Raw genomic sequence first — 24,290 nt, 5'->3', positions numbered from 1 at the left:
TAGAATACGATTCTAGTCGCTGTCCCCCACTTTCATTTTCGATTCGAGCGCCCATGCCCCCCACATCGCTGCCCGGCCACTCGCTGTACCCGCACCTGCTCAAACCGCTGGACCTGGGCTTCACCCAGCTCAAGAACCGCGTGCTGATGGGCTCCATGCACACCGGCCTGGAAGATGGCCGTGACCTGAGCAAGCTGGCCGCCTACTTCCGCGAGCGCGCCGAAGGTGATGTGGGCCTGATGGTGACGGGCGGCTTCTCGCCCAACCTCGCGGGCTGGGTCAAGCCCTTCGCGGGCACGCTGTCCACCTCGGGCGCGGCCAAGCGCCACCAGACCGTGACGCGCGCCGTGCACGAGGCCGGCGGCAAGATCGCGCTGCAGATCCTGCACACAGGCCGCTACGCGTATCACCCCTTCGCGGTAGCTCCTTCGCGCATCCAATCGCCCATCTCGCCGTTCACGCCCTTTGCGCTGTCGGCGCGCGGCGTGGAGCGCCAGATCCGTGCCTTCGTGAACTGCGCGCAGAAGGCGCGCGAAGCCGGTTACGACGGCATCGAGATCATGGGCTCCGAGGGCTACTTCATCAACCAGTTCCTGGCCCGCCACACCAACAAGCGCACCGACCAATGGGGCGGCGACTACAGCCAGCGCATGCGCCTGCCGGTCGAGATCATGCAGCGCACGCGCGAGGCCGTCGGCCGCGACTTCATCATCATCTACCGCCTGTCGATGATCGACCTGGTGCCCGACGGCTCCACCTGGGACGAGGTGGTTCTGCTAGGCAAGGCCATCGCACGGGCCGGCGCCAGCATCATCAACACCGGCATCGGCTGGCACGAGGCGCGTGTGCCGACGATCGCCACCAGCGTGCCGCGCGCGGCCTTCGCCTGGGTCACGCAGAAGATGAAGGCCGATCTCACCGCGTCGGGCCTGGACATCCCGCTGGTGACATCGAACCGCATCAACACACCCGAGGTGGCCGAGCAAGTGCTGGCCGATGGCTGCGCCGACATGGTGTCGATGGCGCGCCCGCTGCTGGCCGATGCGCACTTCGTCAAGAAGGCCGCGCAGGGCAAGGCCGACGAGATCAACACCTGCATCGCCTGCAACCAGGCCTGCCTGGATCACATCTTCAAGAACAAGCTGACGAGCTGCCTGGTCAACCCACGCGCCTGCCACGAGACGGAACTGGTGTTCCACAAGACACCCGCGCGCCGCAAGCTGGCCGTGGTGGGCGCCGGCCCCTCGGGCCTGACGGCCGCCACGCTGCTGGCCGAGCGCGGCCACGAGGTGCACCTGTTCGATGCGGCCAGCGAGATCGGCGGCCAGCTCAACATGGCCAAGCAGGTGCCGGGCAAGGAAGAGTTCCACGAGATGATCCGCTACTTCAACAAGCGGGTTCAGCTCACCGGCGTGCACCTGCACCTGGACACCCGCGTGGATGCCGCCGCGCTGCAGGCGTATGACGAAGTGATCGTGGCCACGGGCGTGAACCCGCGTGACCCGAAGATCCCCGGCCAGGACCACCCCAAGGTGCTGAGCTACATCGACGTGCTGCGCCACAAGAAGCCCGTGGGCCAACGCGTGGCCGTGGTCGGCGCGGGCGGCATCGGCTTCGACGTGGCCGAGTTCCTGGTGGCCGATGGCCATTCGGTGACGCTGGACCTGCCCGCCTGGCAGGCCGAGTGGGGCGTGACCGATCCGGCGCTTGAGCCCGGCGGCCTGCGCCGCGGCCAACCCGAGGTGTCGCCGCCTGCGCGCCAGGTGACGCTGCTGCAGCGCAAGAAGGGCAAGCTGGGCAACGGTCTGGGCAAGACCACCGGCTGGATCCACCGCAGCGCCCTGAAGATGAAGGACGTCGAGATGGTCGGCGGCGTCAACTACGAGCGCATCGACGACGAGGGCCTGATGGTGACCTACGGCGAAGAGCGCAAGGACCCGACCTGGATCCCGTGCGACAACGTGATCCTGTGCGCGGGCCAAGTGCCGCTGCGTTCATTGGCTGATGAGCTGGGCGCGGCAGGCAAGAAGGTGCACCTGATCGGCGGTGCGCTGGAGGCCGGTGAGCTGGATGCGAAGCGTGCGATCGATCAGGCCGCGCGGCTGGCCGCCACTTTGTAAGCCTGTTCAGGACGTCTTCGCGACCCACGCCAGCGGCGCATGCCGCATGAACCACCCCACCAACACCCACGGCCACGCCGGCACGCAGGCCGTGGCCGGCTCGCGCTCGATGGCCGCCACCAGCGCGCGGCAGCCGCTGGCCGTGTCCACCATCAGCGGGGTCTTGGCGGCCTTGCTGCTCAGCTCGGTCTCAATGTAGCCCGGGAAGATGGTGGTGACCTTGATCGGCAGGCGCAGCACATCCGCGCGGATGCCTTCGAGCAGGGCTGCGAAGCCCGCCTTGGTGGCCGCGTAGGTGCTGAGGTTGCGCGGCAGCCCGCGCATCGCGCTCATCGACGAGATGCCGACCAGGTGGCCGCTGTTCTGTGCACGGAAAATCTCCATGGCCGCCTCGCACTGCGCCAGCGCGGCGATGAAGTTGGTCTGCGCCGTCTGCAGGTTGGCGTCGAAGCGGCCCTTGCCCACGGGCTGGCCCTTGCCCAGGCCGGCGTTGACGATGACACGGTCGATCTGGCCGAACTCAGCCTGGAAGGACTTGAACACCTCGAAGACCTGGGCGTGGTCGTTCACGTCGAGCGGGCGCACGGAGATGCGCACACCGGCGTGTTTGGCCTCCAGCTCGGCTTTCAGCGCCAGCAGGCGGTCGGTGCGGCGCGCGCACAGGGCCAGGTGACGGCCCTTGGCGGCGAACTCGCGGGCCATGCCCTCGCCCAGGCCGGAGCTGGCGCCGGTGATCAGGATAGTCTGTCGCTGGGGCATGGCGTGTCTTTCAAGGCGCGGTGATCACTGAATCTTCAGGAAGGCCTTGAAGGCCGCCACGGTCTGTGCCGGGTCTTCCTCCTGCGGCACGTGGCCCAGTCCTTCGAACACCACCACCTGGCTGCCGGCGATGTCCTGCTTGAAGTGCGCGGCGTTGTCGGGCGGGATCAGGCCATCCTTGCTGCCCCACAGGATCAGCGTAGGCTGCTTCACGCCCTTGATCAGCGCAGCGTTTTCACCACCGGGTGACTGCTTGAAGCGCTCGCGCAGCGCGCCGCGGTTGCCTTCGCGCAGCGTGAGTTCGTAATAGCGCTCGACCAGCTCGGGCGTGACCTTGCTCGGATCACCATAGACATTGCGCACGCTCGATTCGATCATGCTGCGCGGCAGCACGTTGGCGATGATGGGGCGCAGCGCGGGAATGGCCGCCAGCTTGAAGCCGATGGGCACCGAGGTGGCCTTGTACGGGTAGCCGCCCGAATCGACCAACGCCAGCTTGGCGACACGGTCCGGGTAGGCCTGCGCCGTCATCCACGACACGGAGCCACCGAAGGAGTTGCCCGCCAGCACGACCTGCTTGAGGCCCAGTTGGTCGAACACGTCCTTCATGAAGCCGGTGTAGCGCGTGAGGCGGTAGTCGTTGTCGGGCGCGGGGCCGGTCAGGCCGAAGCCCGGCAGGTCGAGACGGATCACGCGGCGCTGGCCCTTGAGCGCATCGACCCAGCCATCCCAGGTGTGCAGGCTGGCGGAGGTGCCATGCAGCAGCACGATGGGCTCGGGGTCGTCCTTCGGGCCTTCATCGCGCAGGTGCACCTGCATGCCCTGCACGGTGATGAACTGCGAAGGTGCTGGCGCCCAGCGCGCTTTCAGCGACTCAACCGGGCGGTCAGGCGCCCAGGCCATGACCACGCCGCCCGCGATCAGCACCACAGCCAGCAGCAACATGCCGAGCACGGCCTTCAGCAATGTCTTCATCGGTGTCCCCTTGTTGTAGAAACGCGCCCTGCCCGGCGTCATGCCGGCAGGCCAGCCCTCAACGATAAGTCAAGAGCGCCTTCTCACCGCCCTCCAGGTGGGCGTGTTCGTTGATGGAGATGAGGTGCAACCCGTCGCGCCCGGCCAGCAACTTGGTCACGCCCGCGTTGGCCAGTGTCCAGTTGATGGTGAAGGCCTGCGCATCGCTCAGGCCCAGCAGGTGCGCGCAGATCACGCTGATGGTGCCGCCGGAGGTAAACACCAGGGTCGTGCCCTTGGGGTTGGTCTGGCGCACGATGTCGTCCAGCGCGGCCACGCAGCGGGCACGGAAATCGGCCCACGATTCGGCGTACTCGTGCGCGAACTCGCCCTCTACCCAGCGCGAGACCGCGCCCTTGAAGAAGGTCTGAAAGCTGCGCTTCGGATCACCCGACGCGGCCATCTCGCCCATCATCACCAGCTTGTCGACGTAGCGCGGCTCGGCCACTTCGATCACGTTCTCGTGGTGGAACTCGTTGACGCCCTGGTGCAGCGCCATCTGCAGGCTGCAGCCCAGCGTCTCCAGGCAGTTGATGGCCGTCTCTTGATGGCGCTTCATGCTGCCGCTGATGATCAGGTCCGGCTCCACGCCCCGCGCCTTGAGCGCCGCGCCCAGCACGCGGCCTTGCTCATGGCCCAGCAGCGAGAGCTGGTCGTAGTTGTTGCTGCCAAACGAGGCCTGGCCATGGCGGATGAAGTAGATGGCACCCATGGTGTGTCTGCCTTGTCAGCCGCGCGCACGCTTGATCAAGCCCTTGCAGCGCCAGTCCAGGTAGTTGGACATGATCCAGAAGTTCTTGAACGCGGGGTTGCGGGTCTGCTTGTAGTGGTAGCGGTAGTAGATCTGCTGCACGATCACGGCCAGGCGGAACAGGCCGTAGACCTCGTAGAAGGCCCATTGCTGGCGGTCGAGCTTGTGGCCGCTCTTGTCCAGGTAGTACTCAACCACCTCTTCGCGGCGCAGCATGCCGGGCAGGTGCGTGGGCTGGCGGCGTGTGGTCTGCAACAGGGCGTTGTCATCGGCGTGCACCCAGTAGGCCAGGGCGTTGCCCAGGTCCATCAGCGGATCGCCCAGCGTGGCCATTTCCCAATCGAGCACGCCGATCACCTTGGTCGGATCGCTTTCAGCCAGCACGACGTTGTCAAAGCGCCAGTCGTTGTGGATCACGACGTTGGCCACGTCCTCGGGCGTTCGCTCTTTCAGCCAGGCCATCACGCGCTGGTAGCTGGGCGTGTTCCAGGTGCGGGCCTTGGTGTAGCGGTCGCTCCAGCCCTCGATCTGGCGGCGGCAGTAGCCGCTGCCCTTGCCCAGGCTGTCCAGGCCGGTGGCTTTGGCGTCCACGCCGTGCAGCTCGATCAGCTTGTCGAGCACGTTCATGCACAGCTTGCGCGTGGTGGCCACATCCAGCGCCAGCCCCTTGGGCATGTTCTTGCGCGGGATGATGCCGGCAATACGCTCCATCACGTAGAACTCGCTGCCGGTGATGGCTTCATCCGCGCAGTGGCCGATCATGGTCGGCACCACGGGGTAGACGGGCTTGAGCGCGCTTTGCACGCGGAACTCGCGCCCCATGTCATGCGCGCCCTTGGCCTTGGTGCCAGCGGGTGGACGGCGCAGGATGTAGTCGCCATTGGCGTACTGAAGCCGGTACGTCCAGTTCGACGCACCGCCCGAGAACTGCGTGACCTCCGGCGCGCCCTGCAGGCCGGGCACCTGCTGCTTGAGCCAGGCATCGACGGCGGGCGTGTTCAGCTCTTCGCCGGGGCGCACGCGTCCGCCCCGGTCCTGCACGTTGGATGAAGCCGTGGTGGGTTGAGCCACCACGCTCACTTCATGACCCCGTACTTCATCAGTTCCAGGCGGGCGATCATGCCCTTGTGCACTTCATCGGGGCCGTCGGCCAGGCGGATGGCGCGGGCCTGGTTGAAGAAGGCCGTGAGCGGCGTGTCGTGCGAGACACCCATGCCCCCGTGCAACTGGATCGCGAAGTCGACCACGCTTTGCAGCACGTTGGGCGCCACCACCTTGATGGCGGACACGTCCGTCAGCGCGCCCATCACGCCCACGGTGTCGATCTTCCAGGCGGCCTGCAGCGTCAGCAGGCGGGCCTGGTCGATGGCCACGCGGGCCTCGGCGATGCGCTCGCGGTTGCCGCCCAGGTTGATCAACTGCTTCTTGAACGCGGTGCGGTCGATCGCGCGCTTGATGCCCAGCTCCAGCGCCTGCTCGGCCGCGCCGATGCAGCGCATGCAGTGGTGGATGCGGCCCGGGCCCAGGCGGCCCTGCGCGATCTCGAAGCCCTTGCCGGGCCCGACGATGAAGTTGGACACCGGCACGCGCACGTTGGTGAAGTGCACCTCGCCATGGCCGTGCGGCTCGTCCCACTCGCCGAACACGGGCAGCATGCGCTTGATCTCGACACCGGGCGTGTCCAGCGGCACCAGCACCATCGAGTGCTGGCCATGGCGACCGGCGTCGGCATTGGGCGTGGCCGCCATGAAGATGCCGATCTTGCAGCGCGGGTCACCCACGCCGGACGACCACCACTTCTTGCCGTTCAGCACGATCTGGTCGCCCTCGACCACGGCCGTGGCCTCCATGTTGGTGGCGTCGGACGAGGCCACGTCCGGCTCGGTCATGAAGAACACGGAGCGGATCTCGCCGGCCAGCAGGGGCTTGAGCCAGCGCTCCTTTTGCTCCGCGCTGCCGTACTTCCACAGCACTTCCATGTTGCCGGTGTCGGGCGCGTTGCAGTTGAAGATCTCGGGCGCCATCAGGCTGCGGCCGGTTTCTTCGGCGCTGAAGGCGTACTCCAGCACGCTCAGGCCCGCGCCCAGCTCCGGGTCGGGCATGAAGAGGTTCCACAGGCCTTCGGCGCGGGCCTTGGCCTTGAGCTCTTCCACACGGGGCGGGATGGTCCACTGCGTCCAGTCGCCGCCATGGCGCTTGGACAGGATCTCCTGCCAGTGCTGGGATTCAACGGGTTCGATGTTCTTCTTGATGAAGGCACGGACGGCATCGGCCGTCTTCTTGGCACGTTCACTGGGCTGGAAATCCATGGCCGCTCCTCAGGGGTGGTGGTCTGTGTGTGGCGCGATCCTACGCCGGGGCAGGTCTTGCAACAAATGATGAATTCTTATCGCAAGTCATGCGCCTGATGCATAGCCTGTCGGGCACCGGTGGCCACGCTGTCACGCATCCAGCGGTGCACCGGGTCGCCGTCGCGGTCGGCATGCCAGTACATCCAGATGCCCATGGGCGGCACGCGCACGGGCAGGTCCAGCAGCACCACGGGCAGGGCTTCGCACAGGCGCTCGGCGTAGGTGCGCGGCAGGGTCAGCAGGGCGTCGCTGGCGGCCACCACGTGGGCGGCGGCAAAGTAGTGCTGGCAGCGCAGGGTGATGCGGCGATCACCCTGGCCCAGAGCGGCCCAGACGGCCTGCAATGGATCAGCCTGATCGGGCAACATGCTCACCATCACGTGCCCTTGCTGAAAGTATGCACTCACATCAAGACCCTTCTTGAGCGCCGGATGTCCACGCCGCGCCACCACGGCCAGGGCCTCGTCGGCCAAGTGCGCGCCCTTGATGCGGCCAGCCACGCGGCGCTGGCGATCGATCACCAGATCCACCTCACCCAGGCTCAACAGGCGCTCCAGATCAGCCCGGGGCACGCGCACGCTGGCCAGGCGCACGCCGGGGGCGGTGTCGGCCAGGTGGGCCATCAGCGGCGGCAGGGTGATGGCCTCCATCACGTCGCGCATGCCCAGGCGCAGGGTGATGTCCAGCGTGCGGGGGTCGAAGGTCTCGGCCTGGGCCAGGCAATCCTGCAGGCCGCGCAGGTGGGCGCGCACCTCACCGATCACGCGGCGCGTGAGCTCGGTGGGCACCATGCGGTTGCCCTGGCGCACGAACAGCGGATCACCCCAGATGCGGCGCAGCCGGGCCAGCGCATGACTCACGGCGGGCTGGCTCAGGTGCAGCTGGCGGGCCGCGCCGGAGATGCCGCCATGCTCGTGCACGGCCTCGAACACGCGGAACAGGTTGAGGTCCAGCCGGGACCAGGGCGAGGGGGTCATCAAAGCATTATGAAAGAGGCTCGATGAGCGCCGCCCGCCTGAACCAGCCCTGTGCAACCCAGGCAAGACGCAGGTGATTCGGCCGCTTGTCACGCCACGAAGCCCCGCCTCGCGCGATAATGTCGTGTTGCCGACGCTGGTCGGCGCTACTGGAGCGATCACCTTGGACATCCCCCCTCGGTGACCGCCCACTCCGGCCACCTGGCCATCCCGCCCCGAACAACACGGTAGCGACACGGCCCCGCCGCGTCAGACCACAACAAGAGGCGTGGAGCCGGTGCGCGGGCCCCGCCGTTCGCATGCCTGCGCGCGGCCGCCGGCCCAACTGCGGGAGGGGGCGGACACCCATCACCCCCTCTCCCAGATCCCTGTGAGCGTGCAGTGCCGAGCGCCTGCCGCCCACGTGCCGGAGTTCCCATGCTCAACGTGTTCACGCTGGCCAACGGCCGGCTATTCCAAGAAGAAATCGACCGCCCCGAGGACCTGCCCCCGGTCAACCCCGTCTGGGTCGACCTGGAAGATCCCACGCCGGAAGAAAAAGGCTGGATCGCCGCGCGCTTCAACCTGTTCATCCCCCAGGACATCATCGACGACGACCTGGAGGAATCCGCCCGCTTCTATGAAGAAGAAGGCGCCATCCACATCCGCTCCGACTTCCTGATCGACGACGACGAGACCCCGCGCAACGTGCGCGTGGCCTTCATCCTGCACAACAACGTGCTGTTCTCGATCCACCGTGAAGATCTGCCGGTGTTCCGCCTGCTGCGCATGCGCGCCCGGCGCATCCCCGCCCTGATCGAGGATTCGAAGGACGTGCTGCTCAAGCTCTACGACGCCGACGCGGAATACTCCGCCGACGCGCTCGAAGGCATCTACGACGAACTGGAAAAAGTCAGCAAGCGCGTGCTGCAAGACGAGGTGAACGACCAGGCCGCCGCCGAGGCCCTGGCCGCCATCGCCCGCCAGGAAGACTTGAACGGCCGCATCCGCCGCAACGTGATGGACACGCGCCGCGCCGTGAGCTTCATGATGCGCGCGCGCATGCTCAACGCCGAGCAGTTCGAGGAATCGCGCCAGATCCTGCGCGACATCGATTCGCTCGATTCGCACACGGCCTTCCTGTTCGACAAGATCAACTTCCTGATGGATGCGACCGTCGGTTTCATCAACATCAACCAGAACAAGATCATCAAGATCTTCTCGGTGGCCTCGGTGGCCTTCCTGCCGCCCACGCTGATCGCCAGCATCTACGGCATGAACTTCCAGGCCATGCCCGAGCTGAACTGGGCCTGGGGCTACCCCTTCGCCGTGCTGGTGATGATCGCCTCGGCCATCACGCCCTTCTGGTATTTCCGACGCAAAGGCTGGCTGAACTGAACCCCGCTGCTTCCCTGCCGCAACTGATGCGGCACCTGCCGCCCGGCCTCGGGCGCGTGATGCTGGGCACCGCCCTGGTGGTGCTGAGCTACAGCCTGCTCAACCCCGTGCTGGCCGTGCGCCTGCAGATGGCCGGCGCCAGCAGCACGGCCATTGGCCTGGTGGCCATGCTGCCCTTCATCAGCGTGGCCCTGCTGGTGCCGCTGGTGCCACGCCTGTTCGCGCGCATCGGCGTGGGCCAGGCTTACCGCATCGGGCTGGTGCTCGAACTCATCGCCTGCCTGGGCTACCTGGTGACGGACGCCTACCTGGCCTGGTGCCTGTTCGGCCTGCTGGCCGGCGTGGGCGCGGCCGCCGCCTGGAACGCCACCGAGGCGCTGATCGCACACAACGTGCCGGCCTCGCACCGTGGCCGCCTGACCGGGCTGTACCAGGCCGTGCTGGGCGCGGCCATGGCCGCCGGCCCGCTGCTGCCCGGCCTCACGCGCATCGATTCACTGCAGGCCAATGGCGTGGCCGCACTCGCCCTGGCCGTAGCCCTGGTGGTGACCGCCCCGGCCAGTGTGACCGCGCTCAAGGCCATGCACGATGATGGCCCGGTGATGGGCATCGGCGCGGCCCTGCGCTTCAGGCCGGCGCTGGTGTGGGCGGCCATCGTGGGCGGCGTGTTCGAGGTGGGCCTGGGCTCGGTCACCACGGCCTATGGCTCGCAGACCGGGCTGAGCCTGGCCGCTGCCACCTCCATCGCCGGCGCGTTGGGCATCGGCAGCTTCCTGCTGCAGTACCCCACGGGCTGGCTGGCCGACCACCTGCCGCCCCGACGTCTGTTCGCCGGTGGGGCCGCCCTGCTGGTACTCAGCGCGCTGGCCTTCACGCAGGCCGTGCACTGGCCCGTATTGATCTGGGTGTGCGCCGTGGCCTGGGGTGCCATCGGTGGGGCGCTCTACACGCTGAGCATGATCCGCGTGGCGCATGATTTCGCCGACACGTCCGCCCTGGCCGGTACCTCGGCCATGATCGCCGGCTACACGGCTGGCGGCGCCTTGGGGCCTATCGTTAGTGGCTGGGCCTTCGACCACCACGGCGTGGCAGGCCAGGGTCTGTGGCTGGGCCTGCTGGCCCTGAGCCTGCTGCTGCTTCAGCTGCGCCGGCCTGCATCCACCTGAGTGCTGGGCCCGGCGGTCAGCCGCTCGACGCGCAGCAGATCGGCCAGCACCGCGTGCAGTTGGGCCGCAGGCACCGGCTTGTGCAGCAGCACCGCGCCGCTGGCCTGAGCCTCGCGCAACCGCTCCACCGAGGTATCGCCCGTGACCAGCACACCCGGTATGGGCCGGCGCGCCCGCAGGCGCACCTGCTCGATCACCTCGCGCCCATTGCTGGGGCCGCGCAGGCGGTAATCGGCCACCACGATCTGCGGTGTGAAGCGGGCCATCAAGGCCTCGGCCTCCGGGCCTGATTCGGCCACCTCGCACCAGGCGCCCCACTGCGTGAGCAGGTCGGCCATGGCGCTGCGCACGGATTCGTCGTCGTCGACCACCAGCACGCGGGCACCACCCAGATCGCCGCCATCCAGCGCCAGCGGCGTGGGCAGCGGCAGCACTGCCTCGCGGCTGCGCGGCAGGGTCAGGCGGAACACCGAGCCCCGCCCCGGCACCGACGACACGGTGACGGACACGCTCATGGCCCGCGCCAGCCCATCGACGATGGCCAGCCCCAGGCCCAGGCCCTTGCGGCGGTCCCGCTCGGCGTTGCCCAGCTGGTGGAACTCCTGGAAGATGGCGCGGTGCTGGTGGCGCGGGATGCCCACACCGGTGTCCCACAGCTCGATCACGACGCGCTCACCACTTTCGCGCAGGCGGCAGGCAACCAGCACCCCGCCATGCTCGGTGTAACGCAGGGCGTTGCTGAGCAGGTTGCGCACGATGCGCTCGACCAGGGCCGGATCCGCCACCGCCACGGCGGGCGAAGGCCGGCAACGCAACGCCAAGCCCTGCACCTGCGCCTGGGGCGTGAACTCCTGAACCAGGCGTTCCAGCATGGGCTGCAGCGCGAAGGGCTGAGGCCGGGGCGTGATGACGCCTGCATCCACCTTGGAGAAATCCAGCAAGGTGCCCAGCATGTCGCTGGCGGCCTGGGCCGAGGCGTCGATCTGGCTGACCAGGCCGCGCTGGCGGCCCGACAGCCCCGTGCCGGCCAGGCTGCCGATGAACAGGCCCAGCGCATGCAGCGGCTGGCGCAGATCATGGCTGGCCGCGGCCAGGAAGACACCCTTGGCGCGGTTGGCGTTCTCGGCTTCGAGCAGAGCGTCCTCGGCCATCTGGCGGGCCTCCACCGCGCGCTGGGTCTGGTCACGCAGGCGCCCCACCAGGTCCGCGTTGACGAAGCGCAGGTCGATGGACTGGCGCACGGAACGCGCCGCCTGGTAGCCAAAGCCCAGCATGGCCAGCATGTAGGTGAGCGTGGCCAGGCCCATCAACTGTGCAGAAGGCTCAGCCGAACCCAGCAGCACCAGGGCCACCGGCGTGGCGCTGGTGACCAGGAACACAAAGGAGATGGGCAGTACCGAACAGAACAGCACCATGCCCCCGGCGTTGATGCCGGCCAGCGCCCCGATCACGAGGTTGGTGGTGTGGGGGTTGGGCGTGACCATGAACGCCCACGCGAAGTAGCCCCACAAGGTGCCCAGGCCCAGCGACACCATCAGCAGGCGGCGGGCATGCCGGCGCACCCGGGCTGGCGGAGCCCCCACGGCGGGGCGGGCGCGCAGCACCAGCAGGCCCAGCACACACACAGCCACCGCCAGCGCCCCCCAGATCACCACCTGCGGGTTCTGCGCCAGGCGCAGATGCATGCCAGCGAACAGCACCGTCACGACGATGGCCGCCAGCATGCCCATGGGCATGTTGCGATCGATCAGCCGCAGTTGCTCGGCCAGGTGCGCGGGCACGTCGAACCGCACGAAGCGGGTCAGGCCGCGCAGGCGGATGGGCGAGCCCTCAGGCCACATGGGGCGCACACGCTGCCAGGGCAGCGCGCTCGTCAGAGGGGATGGACAGCGGGGTGTTCATGGGGCCATGGGGCCGTGGGGCCTGTTGCACGTGTCACACGGATCACCCACACGGTACCGCAAGCGGCCCGGCCGTGGCGCGCTGGCGCCCCCCTTCGTCATGGGGGGCGCCACCCAGCCAGGGGTCAGCGAGGGATCACCCCTTGCGGCGGGCCTTGACGGCGTCGCTCAGGATCTGCAGCACGCGCTCGGAATCGTCCCAGCCGATGCAGGCATCGGTGATGCTCTGGCCGTAGGTCAGCTTGGACGCATCGTCCTTGCCCGGCGTGAACTTCTGTGCGCCGGCGCACAGGTGGCTTTCCACCATCACGCCGAACACGCGGGTGGAACCACTCGACACCTGCCCGGCGATGTCCTCGGCCACCACCACCTGGCGCTCATGCTGCTTGGAACTGTTGGCATGCGAGAAATCGACCATCAGCGAGGGGTGCAGCCTGGCGGCTTCCAGGTCCTTGCAGGCGGCGGCCACGCTCTCGGCGTCGTAGTTCGGGCCCTTGCCGCCACGCAGGATCACGTGGCAATCGGGGTTGCCGGCCGTCTCGACGATGGCGACCTGGCCGTTCTTGTGCACCGACAGGAAGTGGTGCGGGCGGGCCGCGGCCTGGATGGCATCCGTGGCGATCTTGATGTTGCCGTCGGTGCCGTTCTTGAAGCCGATGGGCGCGCTCAGGCCGGAGGACAGTTCGCGGTGCACCTGGCTTTCGGTGGTGCGCGCGCCGATGGCGCCCCAGCTGATCAGGTCACCGATGTACTGCGGCGAGATCACGTCCAGGAACTCGCTGCCGGCGGGCAGGCCCAGCTGGTTGATCTGCAGCAACAGCTGGCGGGCCATGCGCAGGCCTTCGTCGATCTTGAAGGACTCGTCCAGGTACGGGTCGTTGATCAGGCCCTTCCAGCCCACGGTGGTGCGGGGCTTCTCGAAGTACACGCGCATCACGATCTCGAGCGTGTCGGCGTAGTGCGCGCGGGCCTTGAGCAGCTTGCGGGCGTACTCGATGGCGGCGGCCGGGTCGTGGATGGAGCAGGGGCCGATGACGACGAGCAGGCGGTCGTCCTTGCCGGTCATGATCTTGCGGATGGCCTTGCGGGTGTCGGACACCAGGGTCTCGACGGCCGTGCCGCGGATCGGGAAGAAGCGGATCAGGTGCTCCGGCGGCGGCAGGGGCGTGACATTCTTGATGCGCTCGTCATCGGTCTTGGAGGTCTTGTCCGCGGGCGGTTCCCAGCCGGCGGAGGCGCTGCTTTGGGTCATGGTGGGCTTTCGTGAAGCTCTCGTGGAAGCTTGTTGAAGGGGACGGGCGGGGTGCCGGGAGTCGTCAGGAGGTCGAAAAAAAACCGCCGGGGACTCCGGCGGTCTTCAGGAACTTGTGTGGCTGGCTTATGCGTCTGCCACTCCTGCGCCGGATTGAGGCGGGAGTTGAAAGTACGCAAAGTAAAAGCGGGCCGAGTTCATGCCTCCAAATGTAGCACGAGTAAATGGCTTGTGCACAACCTAGGGATAGGGAGTTGCGATGGGCGGCATAGCCCTTGCAGAATCCGCCGCGTTGTTCACACACGCCTCAGGGAGAGGCTTCACACCATGAATTTCACCGACGCCGTCAAGACCTGCTTCAGCAAGTACGCCGATTTCACCGGCCGCGCTTCGCGCCCCGAGTACTGGTGGTTCTTCCTGTTCATCGTGGTAGGCAGCATCGTGCTGTCCTTCATCTGGACGCCGCTGAGCTGGGTGTTCTACCTGGGCGTGATCGTGCCCTCGCTGGCCGCCGCCGCGCGGCGCCTGCACGACACCGACCGCAGCGGCTGGTTCCAGCTGATCGGCTTCATCCCGCTGATCGGGCTGGTGGTGTTGTACTTCCTGGCATTGCCGCCCAAGGAGCCTAACCGCTTCTGAGCCCGTGTCCGAGTCGCCCCCTTTGGGAGCTGGCTCACCGGGCCTTACAGGGTGCGCACCACCCGTTCGCTGCCCTCTTGCAGGGTGCGCTCGGCCTGAGCCACCTGCTCGGGCGTGTCCGGGTGGGCCACGACGGCCCAGCGCCCCTGCCGCAGGTACTGGCGCACCAGGGCGATCACGCGGCCGTGGTCCGGGCGGATCGACAGCACGCCGCCTGCCAGCAGCCCGAAGGTGGTGCCGAAGCCCGCCATCGCGACCATGGCCAGGCCGGGCGAGCTGGTCACGCCCGGCTGCCCGGCGATCCACATCACCAGGCACAAGGCCACACCAGCCAGGAAGCCTATGACGCCGGCCAGCACGTGGGCGCGGATGATGGTGCTCCAGATGCCCCTCTCCTCGGGCTCCATCTTGCGGGCGAGCGCATCGGCGCGCTGCCAGGTGCCGTCAGTCGGCGCGAGCACGGCCACCTGCTGTTCATCGAAACCCGAGGCCAGCGTGAGGCGACGGGCAGCCTGTTCGGCCTGGGCGCGGGCGGGGAACACACCCGCCACCTTGGTGAGCGAGCGTTCTCCGAAAAATGCGTGCATCAGTTGTTGGGCCATGATGACACCTCCGTTCAGAATCCAACGCCGCCCCCATGCCGGCCAGTTGCATGCTTCACAGCTTAGGGCGGCAGGCAGGTGCCACCCAGCGGCCAACGCCGCAAGGCGGTGTCAGCGGCAGCGGCTTGGTGTGTGGGGATCGGCTGACGCAGAACTGCGGACAGCGCCCGTGAGGCACAGCCCGTGTCAGACCGGATCGGGCGGGGCCACCAGCCAGTGCAGGCTGAACAAGGCCTCCTCATCGCACCACACGGCCGCGGGCAGCAGGCCCGCCTGCAGGGCCAGCGCCTGGAAGCCAGGCACGGTGAACTTGTAGGAATTCTCGGTGTGGATGGATTCGCCCTGGGCGAAATCCACCGCCTCGCCGCAGACGTGCACGCGCTGGGCCTTGCGGCTGAGCAGGTGCATCTCGATGCGCTGCAGGCCGGGGTGGTAGTAGGCGTAGTGGTCGAAGGCGTCCAGGTCGAAATCGGCATCCAGCTCGTGGTTGGCGCGCAGCAGCACGTTCTTGTTGAAGGCCGCGGTGACGCCGGCTGCGTCGTTGTAGGCGCGGTGCAGGCGATCAGGGTGCTTGACCAGGTCGATACCGATCAGCAGCCCACCACCGGCCAGCAGGCTGGCGCACTGGCGCAAAAAGGCCAAAGCCTCGGCCGGATTGAAATTGCCCAGCGACGAGCCCGGGAAGAAGCCGACACGGCGCGCCGCCCCTGGCGCCAGGGGCGCCAGGCTCATGGGGCCGGAGAAATCGCCGGCCAGCGGTTGCACGGCCAGCCCCGGGAAATCAGCGCGCAGCGTGGCGGCCTGGCGGTGCAGGTGCTCGGCCGAGATGTCCAGCGGCAGGAAGCGCGTGGGCGCCTGCAGCGCGGGCAGCAGCAGGCGGATCTTGTGCAGCGAGCCGGCGCCGAACTCGACGATGTCGGCATGCGGGCCGATCTTGTCGGCCATGTCGGCCGCGTGGCGGCGCAGCAGCGCCATCTCGGTGCGGGTGGGGTAGTACTCGTCGAGATCGCAGATCAGGTCGAACAGGGCGGAGCCGCGCTCGTCGTAGAAGTACTTGGGCGACAGGCTCTTGCGGCGCTGGCGCAGGCCGGCCAGCAGGTCGTGGGCGAACACCGACCGCGCGGGGCCGAGGTCGGGCTGCAGCAATGCGCTCATGGGTGAGTCTCCTGGGGTACTGCAGTGGTTGGGGTGGGTTCTGGTGTGCTCAGCGGGGGGCAGATGTGCTCATGGCACATCCCGCGCCAGGCGCAGGCCGGCGCATTGCCAGCGGGTGGCCGGCGGGAAGAAGTTGCGGTAGGTGGGGCGGATGTGGCCCGGCGGCGTGAAGCGGCTGCCACCGCGCAGCACGATCTGATTGACCATGAACTTGCCGTTGTACTCAGCCGCAGCGCCCGGTGTGGGCGTGAAGCCGGGGTAGGCGGTGTAGGGCGAGGCGGTCCATTCCCAGACCTGGCCGGTGGCAGATGGGCTGGCATCCATCGCCGCCTCCCATTCGAACTCGGTGGGCAGGCGGGCGCCCGCCCAGCGGGCGTGGGCATCGGCCTCGTAGAAGCTGAGGTGGCTGGCGGGCGCATCCAGGTCCAGCGGCTGCCAGCCATGCAGGCCAAAGGCTTGCCAGGGTGCGCCAGGCTTGTCGGGCGCTTGCCAGTAGGCGGGGGCGGTCCAGCCCTGGCTCTGCACGCAGGACCAGCCATCGCTCAGCCACCAGCGTGGGTCGCGGTAGCCGCCTTCATCGATGAAGGCCAGGTGCTCGCGCACGGTGACGGGGCGCGTGGCCAGCTCGAACGGGCGCAGCCACACGGTGTGGCGAGGCTGCTCGTTGTCGAAGGCGAAATCGGGGCCGTCATGGCCGATGGCGGTCAGGCCACCTTCCAGGCGAAGCCAGCGGACATCGGCATGTTCGCCTTGGGCAACATCCGCTATGGCACCTGGGTGCGGATCCTGCGCGTAGCTTTGCCCGTTACCTGAGCCGACCTGCGCGAGCCAATCAGCGGCCCTGCGGTACACCGGCCCCACCGGGTTCAGTGAGAAGGCATGCAGGATGTCCGTGAGGATCAGCTCCTGGTGCTGCTGTTCGTGGTGCAGGCCCAGCGCCAGCGTGGGTGCCACGCGTGCCCAGGTGTCCTCATCGGCCTCACGGGCCAGCCGGCCCATGGCGCCGTCCACATGGGCGCGATAGGCCCAGACCTCGTCCAGCGTTGGGCGGCTGAGCAGACCGCGCTGCGGCCGCGGATGGCGCGGGCCCAGCGCCTCGTAGTACGAGTTGAACAGGTAGGCATAGGCCGGATCGAACACCTCGTAGCCCGGGGCATGCGGGCGCAGCACCAGGGTCTCGAAAAACCAGGTGGTGTGCGCCAGATGCCATTTGGCCGGGCTCGCGTCCGGCATGGACTGCAACTGGTGATCCTCAGGCGAGAGTGGCTGCGTGAGCCAGCGGGAATGCGCCCGCACCGCGGCGAACCGGTCCTGCCATGTGGTGCGACAGCCCGGTTCCGCCACGCTCACCACCGGCCCAGGTTGCGGATTTCCTGGTCGGCGTCCTGGCGGCGCAGGCTCTCGTTGATCAGGCGGCGCGGGTTGGCGCCCAGGCGCTTGGAGCGCTTGCTGGAGGCGCGGTAAGGCTCTCGTTCTTCGGCATGGCCATGGTGGCCGCCATCAGGGTGGCTGCCGACGGAAACGGCGCCGCGTTGGAACTTGCCGAGGTACTGCGGATTGCTGCTGCCCATGCTGATCTCCAGGGGATGAACGTTGACGACACGGTCAGAGCCAGTCTAGGGACTGGGCCTCGGGCGTGATGTCAGCGCGGCAAGCGACTCGCTGTGAGGGCCATCCTACAAAACTTCGGACACGGTGTGTGTGACATCAGCCCCAAGCCGGTGCATGGCCCGGGGCTTTCTGCACTGGCACAGAACTCGCTACAGCGTGCAGGTCGAAACCTGACCAGTCGGTCAACTTTCAGATCGCCATGAACGCCCCGGAGCCCCTTGTGCCCTTGTCGGACCGCGTGATCGACGCCTCCGTGGCTGCCCATGGCGTGTCGTCGTCCAGGGCGGCCGTGTCGGTGCGGCAGGCCAGCGTGGTCTATCCCGCGCCCGATGCGCCGGTGCGTGCGCTGCACGAGGTGAGCCTGGACATCCAGCCCGGCGAGTTCGTCTCGCTGATCGGCCCTTCGGGTTGCGGCAAGACCACCTTGCTGCGCGTGATCGCCGATCTGGAGCCCATCACCAGCGGCGAGGTGCTGGTCAACGGCCTGAGCCCGCACGATGCCCGCTTGGCACGCGCCTATGGCTATGTGTTCCAGGCGCCGGCCCTGCTGCCATGGCGCACGGTGCTGTCCAACGTGATGCTGCCTTTGCAGATCCAGGGCAGGCAGCCCGAGTCCTGCAAGGCGATCGCCCCGCGTGGGCCTGACGGGCTTCGAGAAGAAGTACCCGTGGCAGTTGTCCGGAGGCATGCAGCAGCTGTGGCGGTGTGAGCAGCGCACCGTGGTGTTCGTGACGCACTCGATCGCCGAGGCGGTGTACCTGTCCACGCGCATCGTGGTGATGTCGCCCCGGCCGGGCTGAGCGCACAGGCCACTGCACATGCGCATGAACACCCTGCTGCAACGCACCTTGCGCGACGCCGGCCCCGTGCTGCTGGTGACGCTGGTGGTGCTGACGCTCTGGTATGCCCTGGCCGTGTGGCTCAACGCGCCCGGCGTGATCGAGCACGAACTCAAGCCCGGCTGCCCCGACATCTCGCCCGTGCAGGTGATCGCCGGCAAGTCCGCCGACGTGATCGTGAACTGGATGCCCGACGCCCTGGTCGCGCGCGAGGCCGGCGTGCCGCTGGTCAACATCGCCCAGGTGTTCGACAAGTCCGGCCTGATGCTGACCTGCAAGAAGGCCTCGGGCGTTGCCACCCCCAAGGACTTCAAGGGCAAGACCCTGGGCGTCTGGTACGGCGGCAATGAGTATCCCTCCTGAACTGGATGGGCAAGCTGGGCCTCAAGCCCGGCACCGACGTGACCATCCTCAAGCAAGGCTTCAACATGGACCCGCTGCTGCAGAATCAGGCGGCCTGCATCTCCACGATGATCTACAACGAGTACTGGCAGGTGATCGACGCGGGTGTGAAGGAGACCGACCTGGTCACCTTCTTCTACCAGGACCAGGGCGTGGCCTCGCTGGAAGACGGCCTGTACGTGCTGGCCCCCAACCTGAAGGACAAGGCCTTCTTCGTGGCCAAGCTGATCAGCAACGCCAACACGCCCAAGATCGGCTACCTGGACCCGGCCGCCTACGAGCGCACGGTGAAGGTGCTGCTGGTCGGCGGCAGCTAGCCCGTGATCAAGAAGGATCCGGGCAAGGCCGCCATGAGCCACCTGGTGTGGGACGCGGCGGCAAAATAAGCGCCTATGCGCAAGTCCACCTCCGACGGGGCCGGGGCAGCGCCCCTGCCGTCGCCAGCCCCGCCAAGCCAATCAATCGGCCATCCTGCGCGCGGCCGAGCGCGTGTTCGCACGCACCGGCTTCGAAGGCGCCACGATGGCCGGCATCGCCAAAGAGGCCGGCCTGCCCAAGGCCAACCTGCACTACTACTTCGGCAACAAGCGCGACCTGTACCGCGCCGTGCTCGACGCGGTGCTGCACGACTGGCTTGCCCCGCTGGACGCCATCACGCCCGAGGCCGATCCGGCCCAGGCCCAGGCCCTGGGCAGCTACATCCACTTGAAAATGGCCCTGTCGGCCGAGCGGCCGGACGCCTCGCGCGTGTTCGCCAACGAGCTGCTGCACGGCGCCCCGGTGGTGGGTGAGACCCTGCACACCGAGCTGCGTGCCATGGTGGTGGACAAGGCCCGCGTGATCGACGGCTGGATCGCCGCCGGCCGCATGGCCCCGGTGGACAGCACCCATCTGTTTTTCACGATCTGGGCCGCCACCCAGACCTACGCCGATTTCGACGTGCAGATGCGCGCGGTACTGCCAGAGGGGCGACCGCTCACCACGGCCGCTAGCAGCGCGCCACCCAGCACGTGCGGACCATGGTGCTGCGCGGCTGCGGGCTGGCGCCTTGAGGGCGCTCTTGTCCTGCCCGCCTCCAGCAACATTTGCAGCAACACCCTCGCTCAGCGACGCTTGCCGCCCACCGCCACCAGCGCGCCCCCCACCACGATCACGGCCACGCCGGCCCAGGTGGGGATATTGACGTCGCGCTTCTCATCGACCGAGAGCGCGATGGGGCCCAGCTGGCCCTTTTGCGTTTCCTTGGTGTAGCTGAAGGTGCCCATGGCCAGCGCCGCGGCGCCCGCCACCAGCAGCACGATCCCGATGATGCGAGTTGCGTTCATGATGTGGTCCCTTTCTCGGTGTCCTGTGTGTTGTCCGATGCGGCCTTTGGAATGCCTGTGAGCGAATGTTGCCCATCGCCCGACAAATGCGCCGTCGGCATCGGCCCAAAGCGTTGTCAGGCAATGCCCACAACCTGGGTGCGGGATCACCAGGCGGGGCCCGGTAACATCGGCGCCCTGACCCGTTTGTCTCCCCGCTCATGGACCCGGCCTTCGATTGCCAGCAATGCGGCGCCTGCTGCGCCAGCTTCCGCGTCTCGTTCTACTGGGCCGAGGCCGAGAGCGCGCATGGCCCCGGCACCTTCGGTGTACCCGCCGCACTGACCGAACCGCTCAGCCCGCACCTGCTGTGCATGCAAGGCACCAACGCCCGCCAGCCCCGGTGCATTGCGCTGCAGGGCCCGGTGGGCGGGCCGATCGGCTGCACCATCTATGAGCACCGCCCCTCGCCCTGCCGCGAGGTGATGCCGGGCGATGCGCAATGCCTCAAGGCGCGCGCCCGCCACAGCCTGCCCCACTGAGTGGGCCTGGCCCGGCGCACACGGAGTCGGGCTTGCAAAATTCAATTTGAGGCCATCACTGCAAGATTGCGGGGCTGACGCAACGCTGAGACGAGCCATGCGGTCAGCACGGCCAGCCCGACAACGACGCCAGCACACGCATGCCCCTGCACGAATGGCGAGCCCTGCTGGGCCGTGCCATGGCCCTCACGGGGGACGCGGAACTGCCCCTGCGCGTGGCCTCGGTGCTGCGCCCCTACCACTTCGGGCTGCTGGGCTACCTGATCATGACCGGCGACACGCTGGGTGACGTCGCCCGCAGCCTGGAGCAGTACGAGCAATTGCTCGACGGGCTTAACGAGGCCCGCCTGGTCTGGCGTGAAAACACCATCGACATTGAATGGATACCCCTGATCGAGAACCCCGAGCCCATGTTCTCGCAAATGTCGATGACCACCTGAGCCGTGATCGCGCGGTTTCTCACCAACCGCCCGGACCTGCAGGCTACGGCTTATTTCGAATTCCCTGCACCGGCCAATATTGATATCTACCAGAGCATATTCGGCAGACCTGCGCTTTTCAGCCAACCCATGACCCGGATCGAGTTTCCGGCAGAATATATGGACCTGCCCGTCGTGCAGCGCAACCCGCGCATGCACGAGTTGCTGCGCGACCAGGCCGATGCGCAGCTGGAGCAACTGATCCCCAACGCCAGCCTGCTGCGCAGCCTGGAAGAGCGCCTGCTGTCGGCCCCTGCCGATGCCCGCCCCGACCTGCCCCAGTTGGCCGAAGCCGTGGGCCTGTCGGCGCGCAGCCTGCAGTACCGCCTGGAAGACATGGGCCTGAGCTACCGCGCCCTGCTGGACAACGTGCGCCGCCGCCAGGCCGAGCGCCTGCTGCGTGATCCGCGCCAGTCGCTGCACGACATCGCCCTGAGCCTGGGCTTTGCCGACCAAAGCGCCTTCCAGCGGGCCTTCAAGCGCTGGTGCGGGCAATCGCCCGGCGAGTACCGGCGCAGCAGCCGCACCTGATCAAGCGAGGCCCTCAAAGCCCCGGCAGAGGGCATCACGCCAAGTCCCTGATGGCATCTCGAATGGCCAGGCCCGTTACGCTGCGCCCAGGTGTGATGCACGCAACACGCACGCGCACCCGCCTTGTGCAAAACGCGCCCCAAGAACCGCACATCGGCCTATCATGGCCAGATCACACAAATAAGACGGGGATGGTCCATGAAGCTGTCCATTGCCACCAAACTCGCGCTGAGTTTCCTGCCGGCACTGCTCGCGCTGCTCACGGTCGGCTGGTTTTTTTACGATCGGCTCGATGACATCGCCGAAGACCGCCAGTGGGTGATCCACACGCTGGAGGTGCTGCAAGAGATCGACCAGGTCGAAGGCCATCTGGCACGCACCGAAGGCAGCGTGGCCTCCCAGCGCCTGAGCGGCCGTGACGAGTTCCGCCACCGCGCCCGCGAGGCCGCCGCCCAGGCCACCACCTCGCTGCAGCAGTTGCGCATGCTCACGCGCGACAACCCCGCGCAGCAGGCCCGCGTCGGCCAGGCCGAAGTGGCCGTGACCACCTACCTGGGCGAACTGCTCGGCTCGATGGACGTGCCGCGCGACAACCTCCTGCTCGATCCGGACCGCCACCAGGAGCAACCCTCTCGCCAGGCCCTCGGCGCCGTCGCCGATGTCGAGCGCACCCTGCTGCGCGAGCGCCGCGAAAAGCAGCTCGTCACCCTGCAGCGCAGCAACCAGGGCGTGCTGATCGGCACCGGGGTCGCCTGCGCGATCGTCTGCCTGATCGGCCTGGCGGTGGTGCGGGCCATCACGCGCCCGCTGCTGCGCCTGGAAGCCGGCGCGCAGCGTGTGGGAGAGGGCGATTACACCCACCGCGTCGAATCGCACACCCATGACGAGATCGGCCGCGTGGCCACGGTGTTCAACCGCATGGTCGAGCAGATCGAGACGCGCGAGCAGGCCACGGCGCAGGAAGCCTGGGTCAAATCCCAGCTGGCGGGCTTCAACCAGCTGTTCCAGGGCGGCGGCACGCTCACCAGCATCACCGAGGCCACGCTCTCGCGCCTGGCCGAGGTGCTCAAGGCGCCCTTCCTCGTGCTCTACCTGCGGCAGGACGATGCGCAGGGCCAACCCTTGCTGGTGCGCTGCGCCCATTTCGCTGCCCAGAGCGCGCCCGAACGCATCACCGAAGGGCAAGGCCTGGCGGGCCAATGTCTGGCCGAGGCCAAGCCCCTGGTCGTGTCGGAACTGCCCGAGGGCTATGTGAAGGTCAGCTCGGCGCTGGGCTCCACCCCGCCGCGCCAGCTCTACGTCACGCCCATCCTGTTCGAATCGCGCGTGCGGGCCGTGCTGGAGGTGGCGCTGCTGCAGCCCCTGAACGAGGCCCAGACCGATTTCCTCGCGCGCTTCAACGTGGCGCTGGGCCTGGTGCTCGACACCCTGGAGGCCCGCCGCGCCACCGATGCCGCGCTCAAGACCCAGACCGAACTGGCCCGCACGCTGGAGCACCAGCGCCAGGCCCTCCAGGAAGGCAACGAAGAGCTGGCCCTGCAGAGCGACCAGCTGCGCGCCTCCGAACGCCTGGCCCGCGAGCAGCAGGAAGAGTTGCGCCTGGCCAACGAAGAGCAGCACCAGGCCAACAAGGAGCTGCGCGAGCTCACGCAGACGCTGGACCTCAAGGCCCGCCAGCTGGCCGAGACCTCGGCCTTCAAATCCGAGTTCCTGGCCAACATGAGCCACGAGCTGCGCACCCCGCTCAACAGCCTGCTGATCCTGTCCAAGCTGCTGGCCGAAGATGGGGACACGCCGCTGTCGCCCAAGCAGCAACAGTACGCCCGTACCATCCACGAATCGGGCACCGACCTGCTGCAGCAGATCAACGAGATCCTGGATCTGGCCCGCATCGAATCGGGCAAGGTGCGCATCGATGTCGAGCCCATGGACTACGCCGAGGTGGTGCGCCTGGCTGAATCCGGCTTCCGCCATGTGGCCCAGGCCAAGAGCCTGGACTTCACCATCGAGCTCGATCCGCAACTGAGCCCCGGCCTGAACACCGACCCGGGCCGGCTGTGGCAGATCCTCAAGAACCTGCTGTCCAACGCCTTCAAGTTCACCTCGCAGGGCGGTGTCACGCTGCACATCTCGCGCGTGCCTGGCCTGCCGCCCCACGAATCGCGCGTGGCCATGACGGTGGTGGACACCGGCATCGGCATCCCGCCCGAAAAGCAGGCGCTGATCTTCGAGGCCTTCCAGCAAGGTGATTCGGGCATCTCGCGCCAGTACGGCGGCACCGGCCTGGGCCTGTCGATCAGCCTGAAGCTGGCCAAGCTGCTGGGCGGCAGCGTGGCCGTGCGCAGCGAGCCGGGCAAGGGCAGCCGCTTCAGCCTGGAGCTGCCCGAAGGCGGGCCGCCCAACGAATCCACCGTGGCGCCGCGGCCTCCGGCCGATGCGGGTGATGCGGCCCCTGCCACCTCACCCGTGTCCCGGCCGCTCACACCGCCCGGCCTCTCGGTGGTGCCTGCGCGCGCAC

General features: G+C 67.7%; 23 protein-coding genes and 1 pseudogene. 12 read left to right on the top strand and 12 right to left on the bottom strand.

Annotated features, from left to right (window positions below; genetic code table 11):
* The first annotated feature begins 53 nt into the window (after positions 1-53).
* Positions 54-2,120, top strand: coding sequence for an FAD-dependent oxidoreductase (locus tag WAQ08_RS13255; protein ID WP_422192052.1), 2,067 nt, complete (start codon positions 54-56; stop codon positions 2,118-2,120).
* Between the two features lie 6 nt (positions 2,121-2,126).
* Here WAQ08_RS13255 and WAQ08_RS13250 read toward each other — a convergent pair whose 3' ends face one another.
* The 6 genes from WAQ08_RS13250 to WAQ08_RS13225 all read right to left on the bottom strand — a co-directional run bounded on the left by WAQ08_RS13250 (position 2,127) and on the right by WAQ08_RS13225 (position 7,972).
* Positions 2,127-2,879, bottom strand: coding sequence for an SDR family oxidoreductase (locus WAQ08_RS13250; protein ID WP_422192051.1), 753 nt, complete (start codon positions 2,877-2,879; stop codon positions 2,127-2,129).
* Positions 2,880-2,903: 24 nt separating this feature from the next.
* Positions 2,904-3,854: an alpha/beta fold hydrolase gene (locus WAQ08_RS13245; protein WP_422192050.1), complete on the bottom strand. Its 951-nt coding sequence runs from the start codon at positions 3,852-3,854 to the stop codon at positions 2,904-2,906.
* A 58-nt stretch (positions 3,855-3,912) separates the two neighbouring features.
* A complete protein-coding gene (locus WAQ08_RS13240) occupies positions 3,913-4,605 on the bottom strand; it encodes a histidine phosphatase family protein (protein WP_422192049.1) in 693 nt (230 codons plus the stop codon).
* A gap of 15 nt (positions 4,606-4,620) precedes the next feature.
* Positions 4,621-5,715, bottom strand: a complete 1,095-nt coding sequence (locus tag WAQ08_RS13235) for a phosphotransferase family protein (protein WP_422192048.1) — start codon at positions 5,713-5,715, stop codon at positions 4,621-4,623.
* A gap of 5 nt (positions 5,716-5,720) precedes the next feature.
* Positions 5,721-6,953, bottom strand: a complete 1,233-nt coding sequence (locus tag WAQ08_RS13230) for an acyl-CoA dehydrogenase family protein (RefSeq protein WP_422192047.1) — start codon at positions 6,951-6,953, stop codon at positions 5,721-5,723.
* A 77-nt stretch (positions 6,954-7,030) separates the two neighbouring features.
* Entirely contained in the window at positions 7,031-7,972 is a 942-nt protein-coding gene (locus WAQ08_RS13225) for a LysR family transcriptional regulator (protein WP_422192046.1), read from the bottom strand.
* Positions 7,973-8,389: 417 nt separating this feature from the next.
* Here WAQ08_RS13225 and corA point away from each other — a divergent pair, with 417 nt between their 5' ends.
* Entirely contained in the window at positions 8,390-9,349 is a 960-nt protein-coding gene (gene corA / locus WAQ08_RS13220) for a magnesium/cobalt transporter CorA (RefSeq protein WP_422192045.1), read from the top strand.
* Positions 9,350-9,375: 26 nt separating this feature from the next.
* Complete coding sequence (locus tag WAQ08_RS13215; RefSeq protein WP_422192044.1) at positions 9,376-10,515, top strand: MFS transporter; 1,140 nt, start codon at positions 9,376-9,378, stop codon at positions 10,513-10,515.
* Here WAQ08_RS13215 and WAQ08_RS13210 read toward each other — a convergent pair.
* Together WAQ08_RS13210 and WAQ08_RS13205 are read right to left on the bottom strand one after the other, a co-directional pair.
* Complete coding sequence (locus tag WAQ08_RS13210; RefSeq protein ID WP_422192043.1) at positions 10,488-12,356, bottom strand: hybrid sensor histidine kinase/response regulator; 1,869 nt, start codon at positions 12,354-12,356, stop codon at positions 10,488-10,490. The genes WAQ08_RS13215 and WAQ08_RS13210 overlap by 28 nt on opposite strands.
* A 196-nt stretch (positions 12,357-12,552) precedes the next feature.
* The gene (locus WAQ08_RS13205) at positions 12,553-13,668 is read right to left on the bottom strand and encodes a 3-deoxy-7-phosphoheptulonate synthase (protein ID WP_422192042.1); all 1,116 of its coding nucleotides are present in this window, start codon (positions 13,666-13,668) and stop codon (positions 12,553-12,555) included.
* 327 nt (positions 13,669-13,995) lie between these two features.
* On the opposite strand from WAQ08_RS13205, the gene WAQ08_RS13200 reads away from it, so the two are divergent.
* The gene (locus WAQ08_RS13200) at positions 13,996-14,307 is read left to right on the top strand and encodes a DUF805 domain-containing protein (RefSeq protein WP_422192041.1); all 312 of its coding nucleotides are present in this window, start codon (positions 13,996-13,998) and stop codon (positions 14,305-14,307) included.
* Between the two features lie 44 nt (positions 14,308-14,351).
* Here WAQ08_RS13200 and WAQ08_RS13195 read toward each other — a convergent pair whose 3' ends face one another.
* From WAQ08_RS13195 to WAQ08_RS13180, 4 genes are all read right to left on the bottom strand, one after another.
* Complete coding sequence (locus WAQ08_RS13195) at positions 14,352-14,909, bottom strand: hypothetical protein (RefSeq protein ID WP_422192040.1); 558 nt, start codon at positions 14,907-14,909, stop codon at positions 14,352-14,354.
* Positions 14,910-15,095: 186 nt separating this feature from the next.
* Positions 15,096-16,064, bottom strand: coding sequence for an L-histidine N(alpha)-methyltransferase (gene egtD, locus WAQ08_RS13190; protein ID WP_422192039.1), 969 nt, complete (start codon positions 16,062-16,064; stop codon positions 15,096-15,098).
* Between the two features lie 69 nt (positions 16,065-16,133).
* The gene (gene egtB, locus WAQ08_RS13185; protein ID WP_422192038.1) at positions 16,134-17,417 is read right to left on the bottom strand and encodes an ergothioneine biosynthesis protein EgtB; all 1,284 of its coding nucleotides are present in this window, start codon (positions 17,415-17,417) and stop codon (positions 16,134-16,136) included.
* Positions 17,411-17,635, bottom strand: coding sequence for a hypothetical protein (locus WAQ08_RS13180; protein WP_422192037.1), 225 nt, complete (start codon positions 17,633-17,635; stop codon positions 17,411-17,413). The genes egtB and WAQ08_RS13180 overlap by 7 nt, the downstream gene beginning before the upstream one ends.
* A gap of 239 nt (positions 17,636-17,874) precedes the next feature.
* Between WAQ08_RS13180 and WAQ08_RS13175 the strand changes: the two genes are divergently transcribed.
* The 8 genes and pseudogenes from WAQ08_RS13175 to WAQ08_RS13140 all read left to right on the top strand — a co-directional run.
* The gene (locus WAQ08_RS13175; RefSeq protein ID WP_422192036.1) at positions 17,875-18,384 is read left to right on the top strand and encodes an ATP-binding cassette domain-containing protein; all 510 of its coding nucleotides are present in this window, start codon (positions 17,875-17,877) and stop codon (positions 18,382-18,384) included.
* Between the two features lie 109 nt (positions 18,385-18,493).
* Positions 18,494-18,877, top strand: a complete 384-nt coding sequence (locus tag WAQ08_RS13170) for an ABC transporter substrate-binding protein (RefSeq protein ID WP_422192035.1) — start codon at positions 18,494-18,496, stop codon at positions 18,875-18,877.
* A 5-nt stretch (positions 18,878-18,882) separates the two neighbouring features.
* Entirely contained in the window at positions 18,883-19,233 is a 351-nt protein-coding gene (locus WAQ08_RS13165) for a hypothetical protein (RefSeq protein ID WP_422192034.1), read from the top strand.
* Positions 19,234-19,405: 172 nt separating this feature from the next.
* On the top strand, positions 19,406-20,167 hold the full coding sequence (locus tag WAQ08_RS13160) for a TetR/AcrR family transcriptional regulator (RefSeq protein WP_422192033.1): 762 nt from the start codon (positions 19,406-19,408) through the stop codon (positions 20,165-20,167).
* Between the two features lie 274 nt (positions 20,168-20,441).
* Positions 20,442-20,762 carry a YkgJ family cysteine cluster protein gene (locus WAQ08_RS13155; protein WP_422192032.1) on the top strand — a complete coding sequence of 107 codons (321 nt, stop codon included), beginning with the start codon at positions 20,442-20,444 and terminating at the stop codon, positions 20,760-20,762.
* Between the two features lie 137 nt (positions 20,763-20,899).
* Positions 20,900-21,364: pseudogene (locus WAQ08_RS13150) on the top strand (AraC family transcriptional regulator ligand-binding domain-containing protein); the annotation flags it as partial.
* Positions 21,362-21,772: a helix-turn-helix transcriptional regulator gene (locus tag WAQ08_RS13145; RefSeq protein ID WP_422192078.1), complete on the top strand. Its 411-nt coding sequence runs from the start codon at positions 21,362-21,364 to the stop codon at positions 21,770-21,772. The pseudogene WAQ08_RS13150 and the gene WAQ08_RS13145, both read left to right, overlap by 3 nt.
* Positions 21,773-21,970: 198 nt before the next feature.
* Positions 21,971-24,290 (top strand): ATP-binding protein (locus tag WAQ08_RS13140; protein WP_422192031.1); only part of this gene is annotated, 2,320 nt, incomplete at its 3' end.

It is taken from the genome of Aquabacterium sp. (assembly GCF_049274795.1).
Lineage (GTDB): Bacteria > Pseudomonadota > Gammaproteobacteria > Burkholderiales > Burkholderiaceae_C > Aquabacterium.
The sequence above is the reverse complement of the archived record's forward strand: the minus strand, read 5'-3'. Positions and strand labels throughout refer to the sequence as shown.

Bases quoted from the DNA above. Each gene is read 5' to 3' on its own strand.
- WAQ08_RS13210 (WP_422192043.1), bottom strand. From the start codon at position 12,356: ATGTGGCCTGAGGGCTCGCCCATCCGCCTGCGCGGCCTGACCCGCTTC.
- WAQ08_RS13145 (WP_422192078.1), top strand. From the start codon at position 21,362: ATGGACCTGCCCGTCGTGCAGCGCAACCCGCGCATGCACGAGTTGCTG.
- WAQ08_RS13175 (WP_422192036.1), top strand. From the start codon at position 17,875: ATGAACGCCCCGGAGCCCCTTGTGCCCTTGTCGGACCGCGTGATCGAC.
- WAQ08_RS13245 (WP_422192050.1), bottom strand. From the start codon at position 3,854: ATGAAGACATTGCTGAAGGCCGTGCTCGGCATGTTGCTGCTGGCTGTG.
- WAQ08_RS13180 (WP_422192037.1), bottom strand. From the start codon at position 17,635: ATGGGCAGCAGCAATCCGCAGTACCTCGGCAAGTTCCAACGCGGCGCC.
- WAQ08_RS13165 (WP_422192034.1), top strand. From the start codon at position 18,883: ATGGGCAAGCTGGGCCTCAAGCCCGGCACCGACGTGACCATCCTCAAG.
- WAQ08_RS13170 (WP_422192035.1), top strand. From the start codon at position 18,494: ATGCGCATGAACACCCTGCTGCAACGCACCTTGCGCGACGCCGGCCCC.
- WAQ08_RS13195 (WP_422192040.1), bottom strand. From the start codon at position 14,909: ATGGCCCAACAACTGATGCACGCATTTTTCGGAGAACGCTCGCTCACC.
- WAQ08_RS13155 (WP_422192032.1), top strand. From the start codon at position 20,442: ATGGACCCGGCCTTCGATTGCCAGCAATGCGGCGCCTGCTGCGCCAGC.
- WAQ08_RS13205 (WP_422192042.1), bottom strand. From the start codon at position 13,668: ATGACCCAAAGCAGCGCCTCCGCCGGCTGGGAACCGCCCGCGGACAAG.
- corA (WP_422192045.1), top strand. From the start codon at position 8,390: ATGCTCAACGTGTTCACGCTGGCCAACGGCCGGCTATTCCAAGAAGAA.
- WAQ08_RS13255 (WP_422192052.1), top strand. From the start codon at position 54: ATGCCCCCCACATCGCTGCCCGGCCACTCGCTGTACCCGCACCTGCTC.
- WAQ08_RS13250 (WP_422192051.1), bottom strand. From the start codon at position 2,879: ATGCCCCAGCGACAGACTATCCTGATCACCGGCGCCAGCTCCGGCCTG.
- WAQ08_RS13200 (WP_422192041.1), top strand. From the start codon at position 13,996: ATGAATTTCACCGACGCCGTCAAGACCTGCTTCAGCAAGTACGCCGAT.
- WAQ08_RS13215 (WP_422192044.1), top strand. From the start codon at position 9,376: ATGCGGCACCTGCCGCCCGGCCTCGGGCGCGTGATGCTGGGCACCGCC.
- WAQ08_RS13240 (WP_422192049.1), bottom strand. From the start codon at position 4,605: ATGGGTGCCATCTACTTCATCCGCCATGGCCAGGCCTCGTTTGGCAGC.
- WAQ08_RS13225 (WP_422192046.1), bottom strand. From the start codon at position 7,972: ATGACCCCCTCGCCCTGGTCCCGGCTGGACCTCAACCTGTTCCGCGTG.
- WAQ08_RS13230 (WP_422192047.1), bottom strand. From the start codon at position 6,953: ATGGATTTCCAGCCCAGTGAACGTGCCAAGAAGACGGCCGATGCCGTC.
- egtD (WP_422192039.1), bottom strand. From the start codon at position 16,064: ATGAGCGCATTGCTGCAGCCCGACCTCGGCCCCGCGCGGTCGGTGTTC.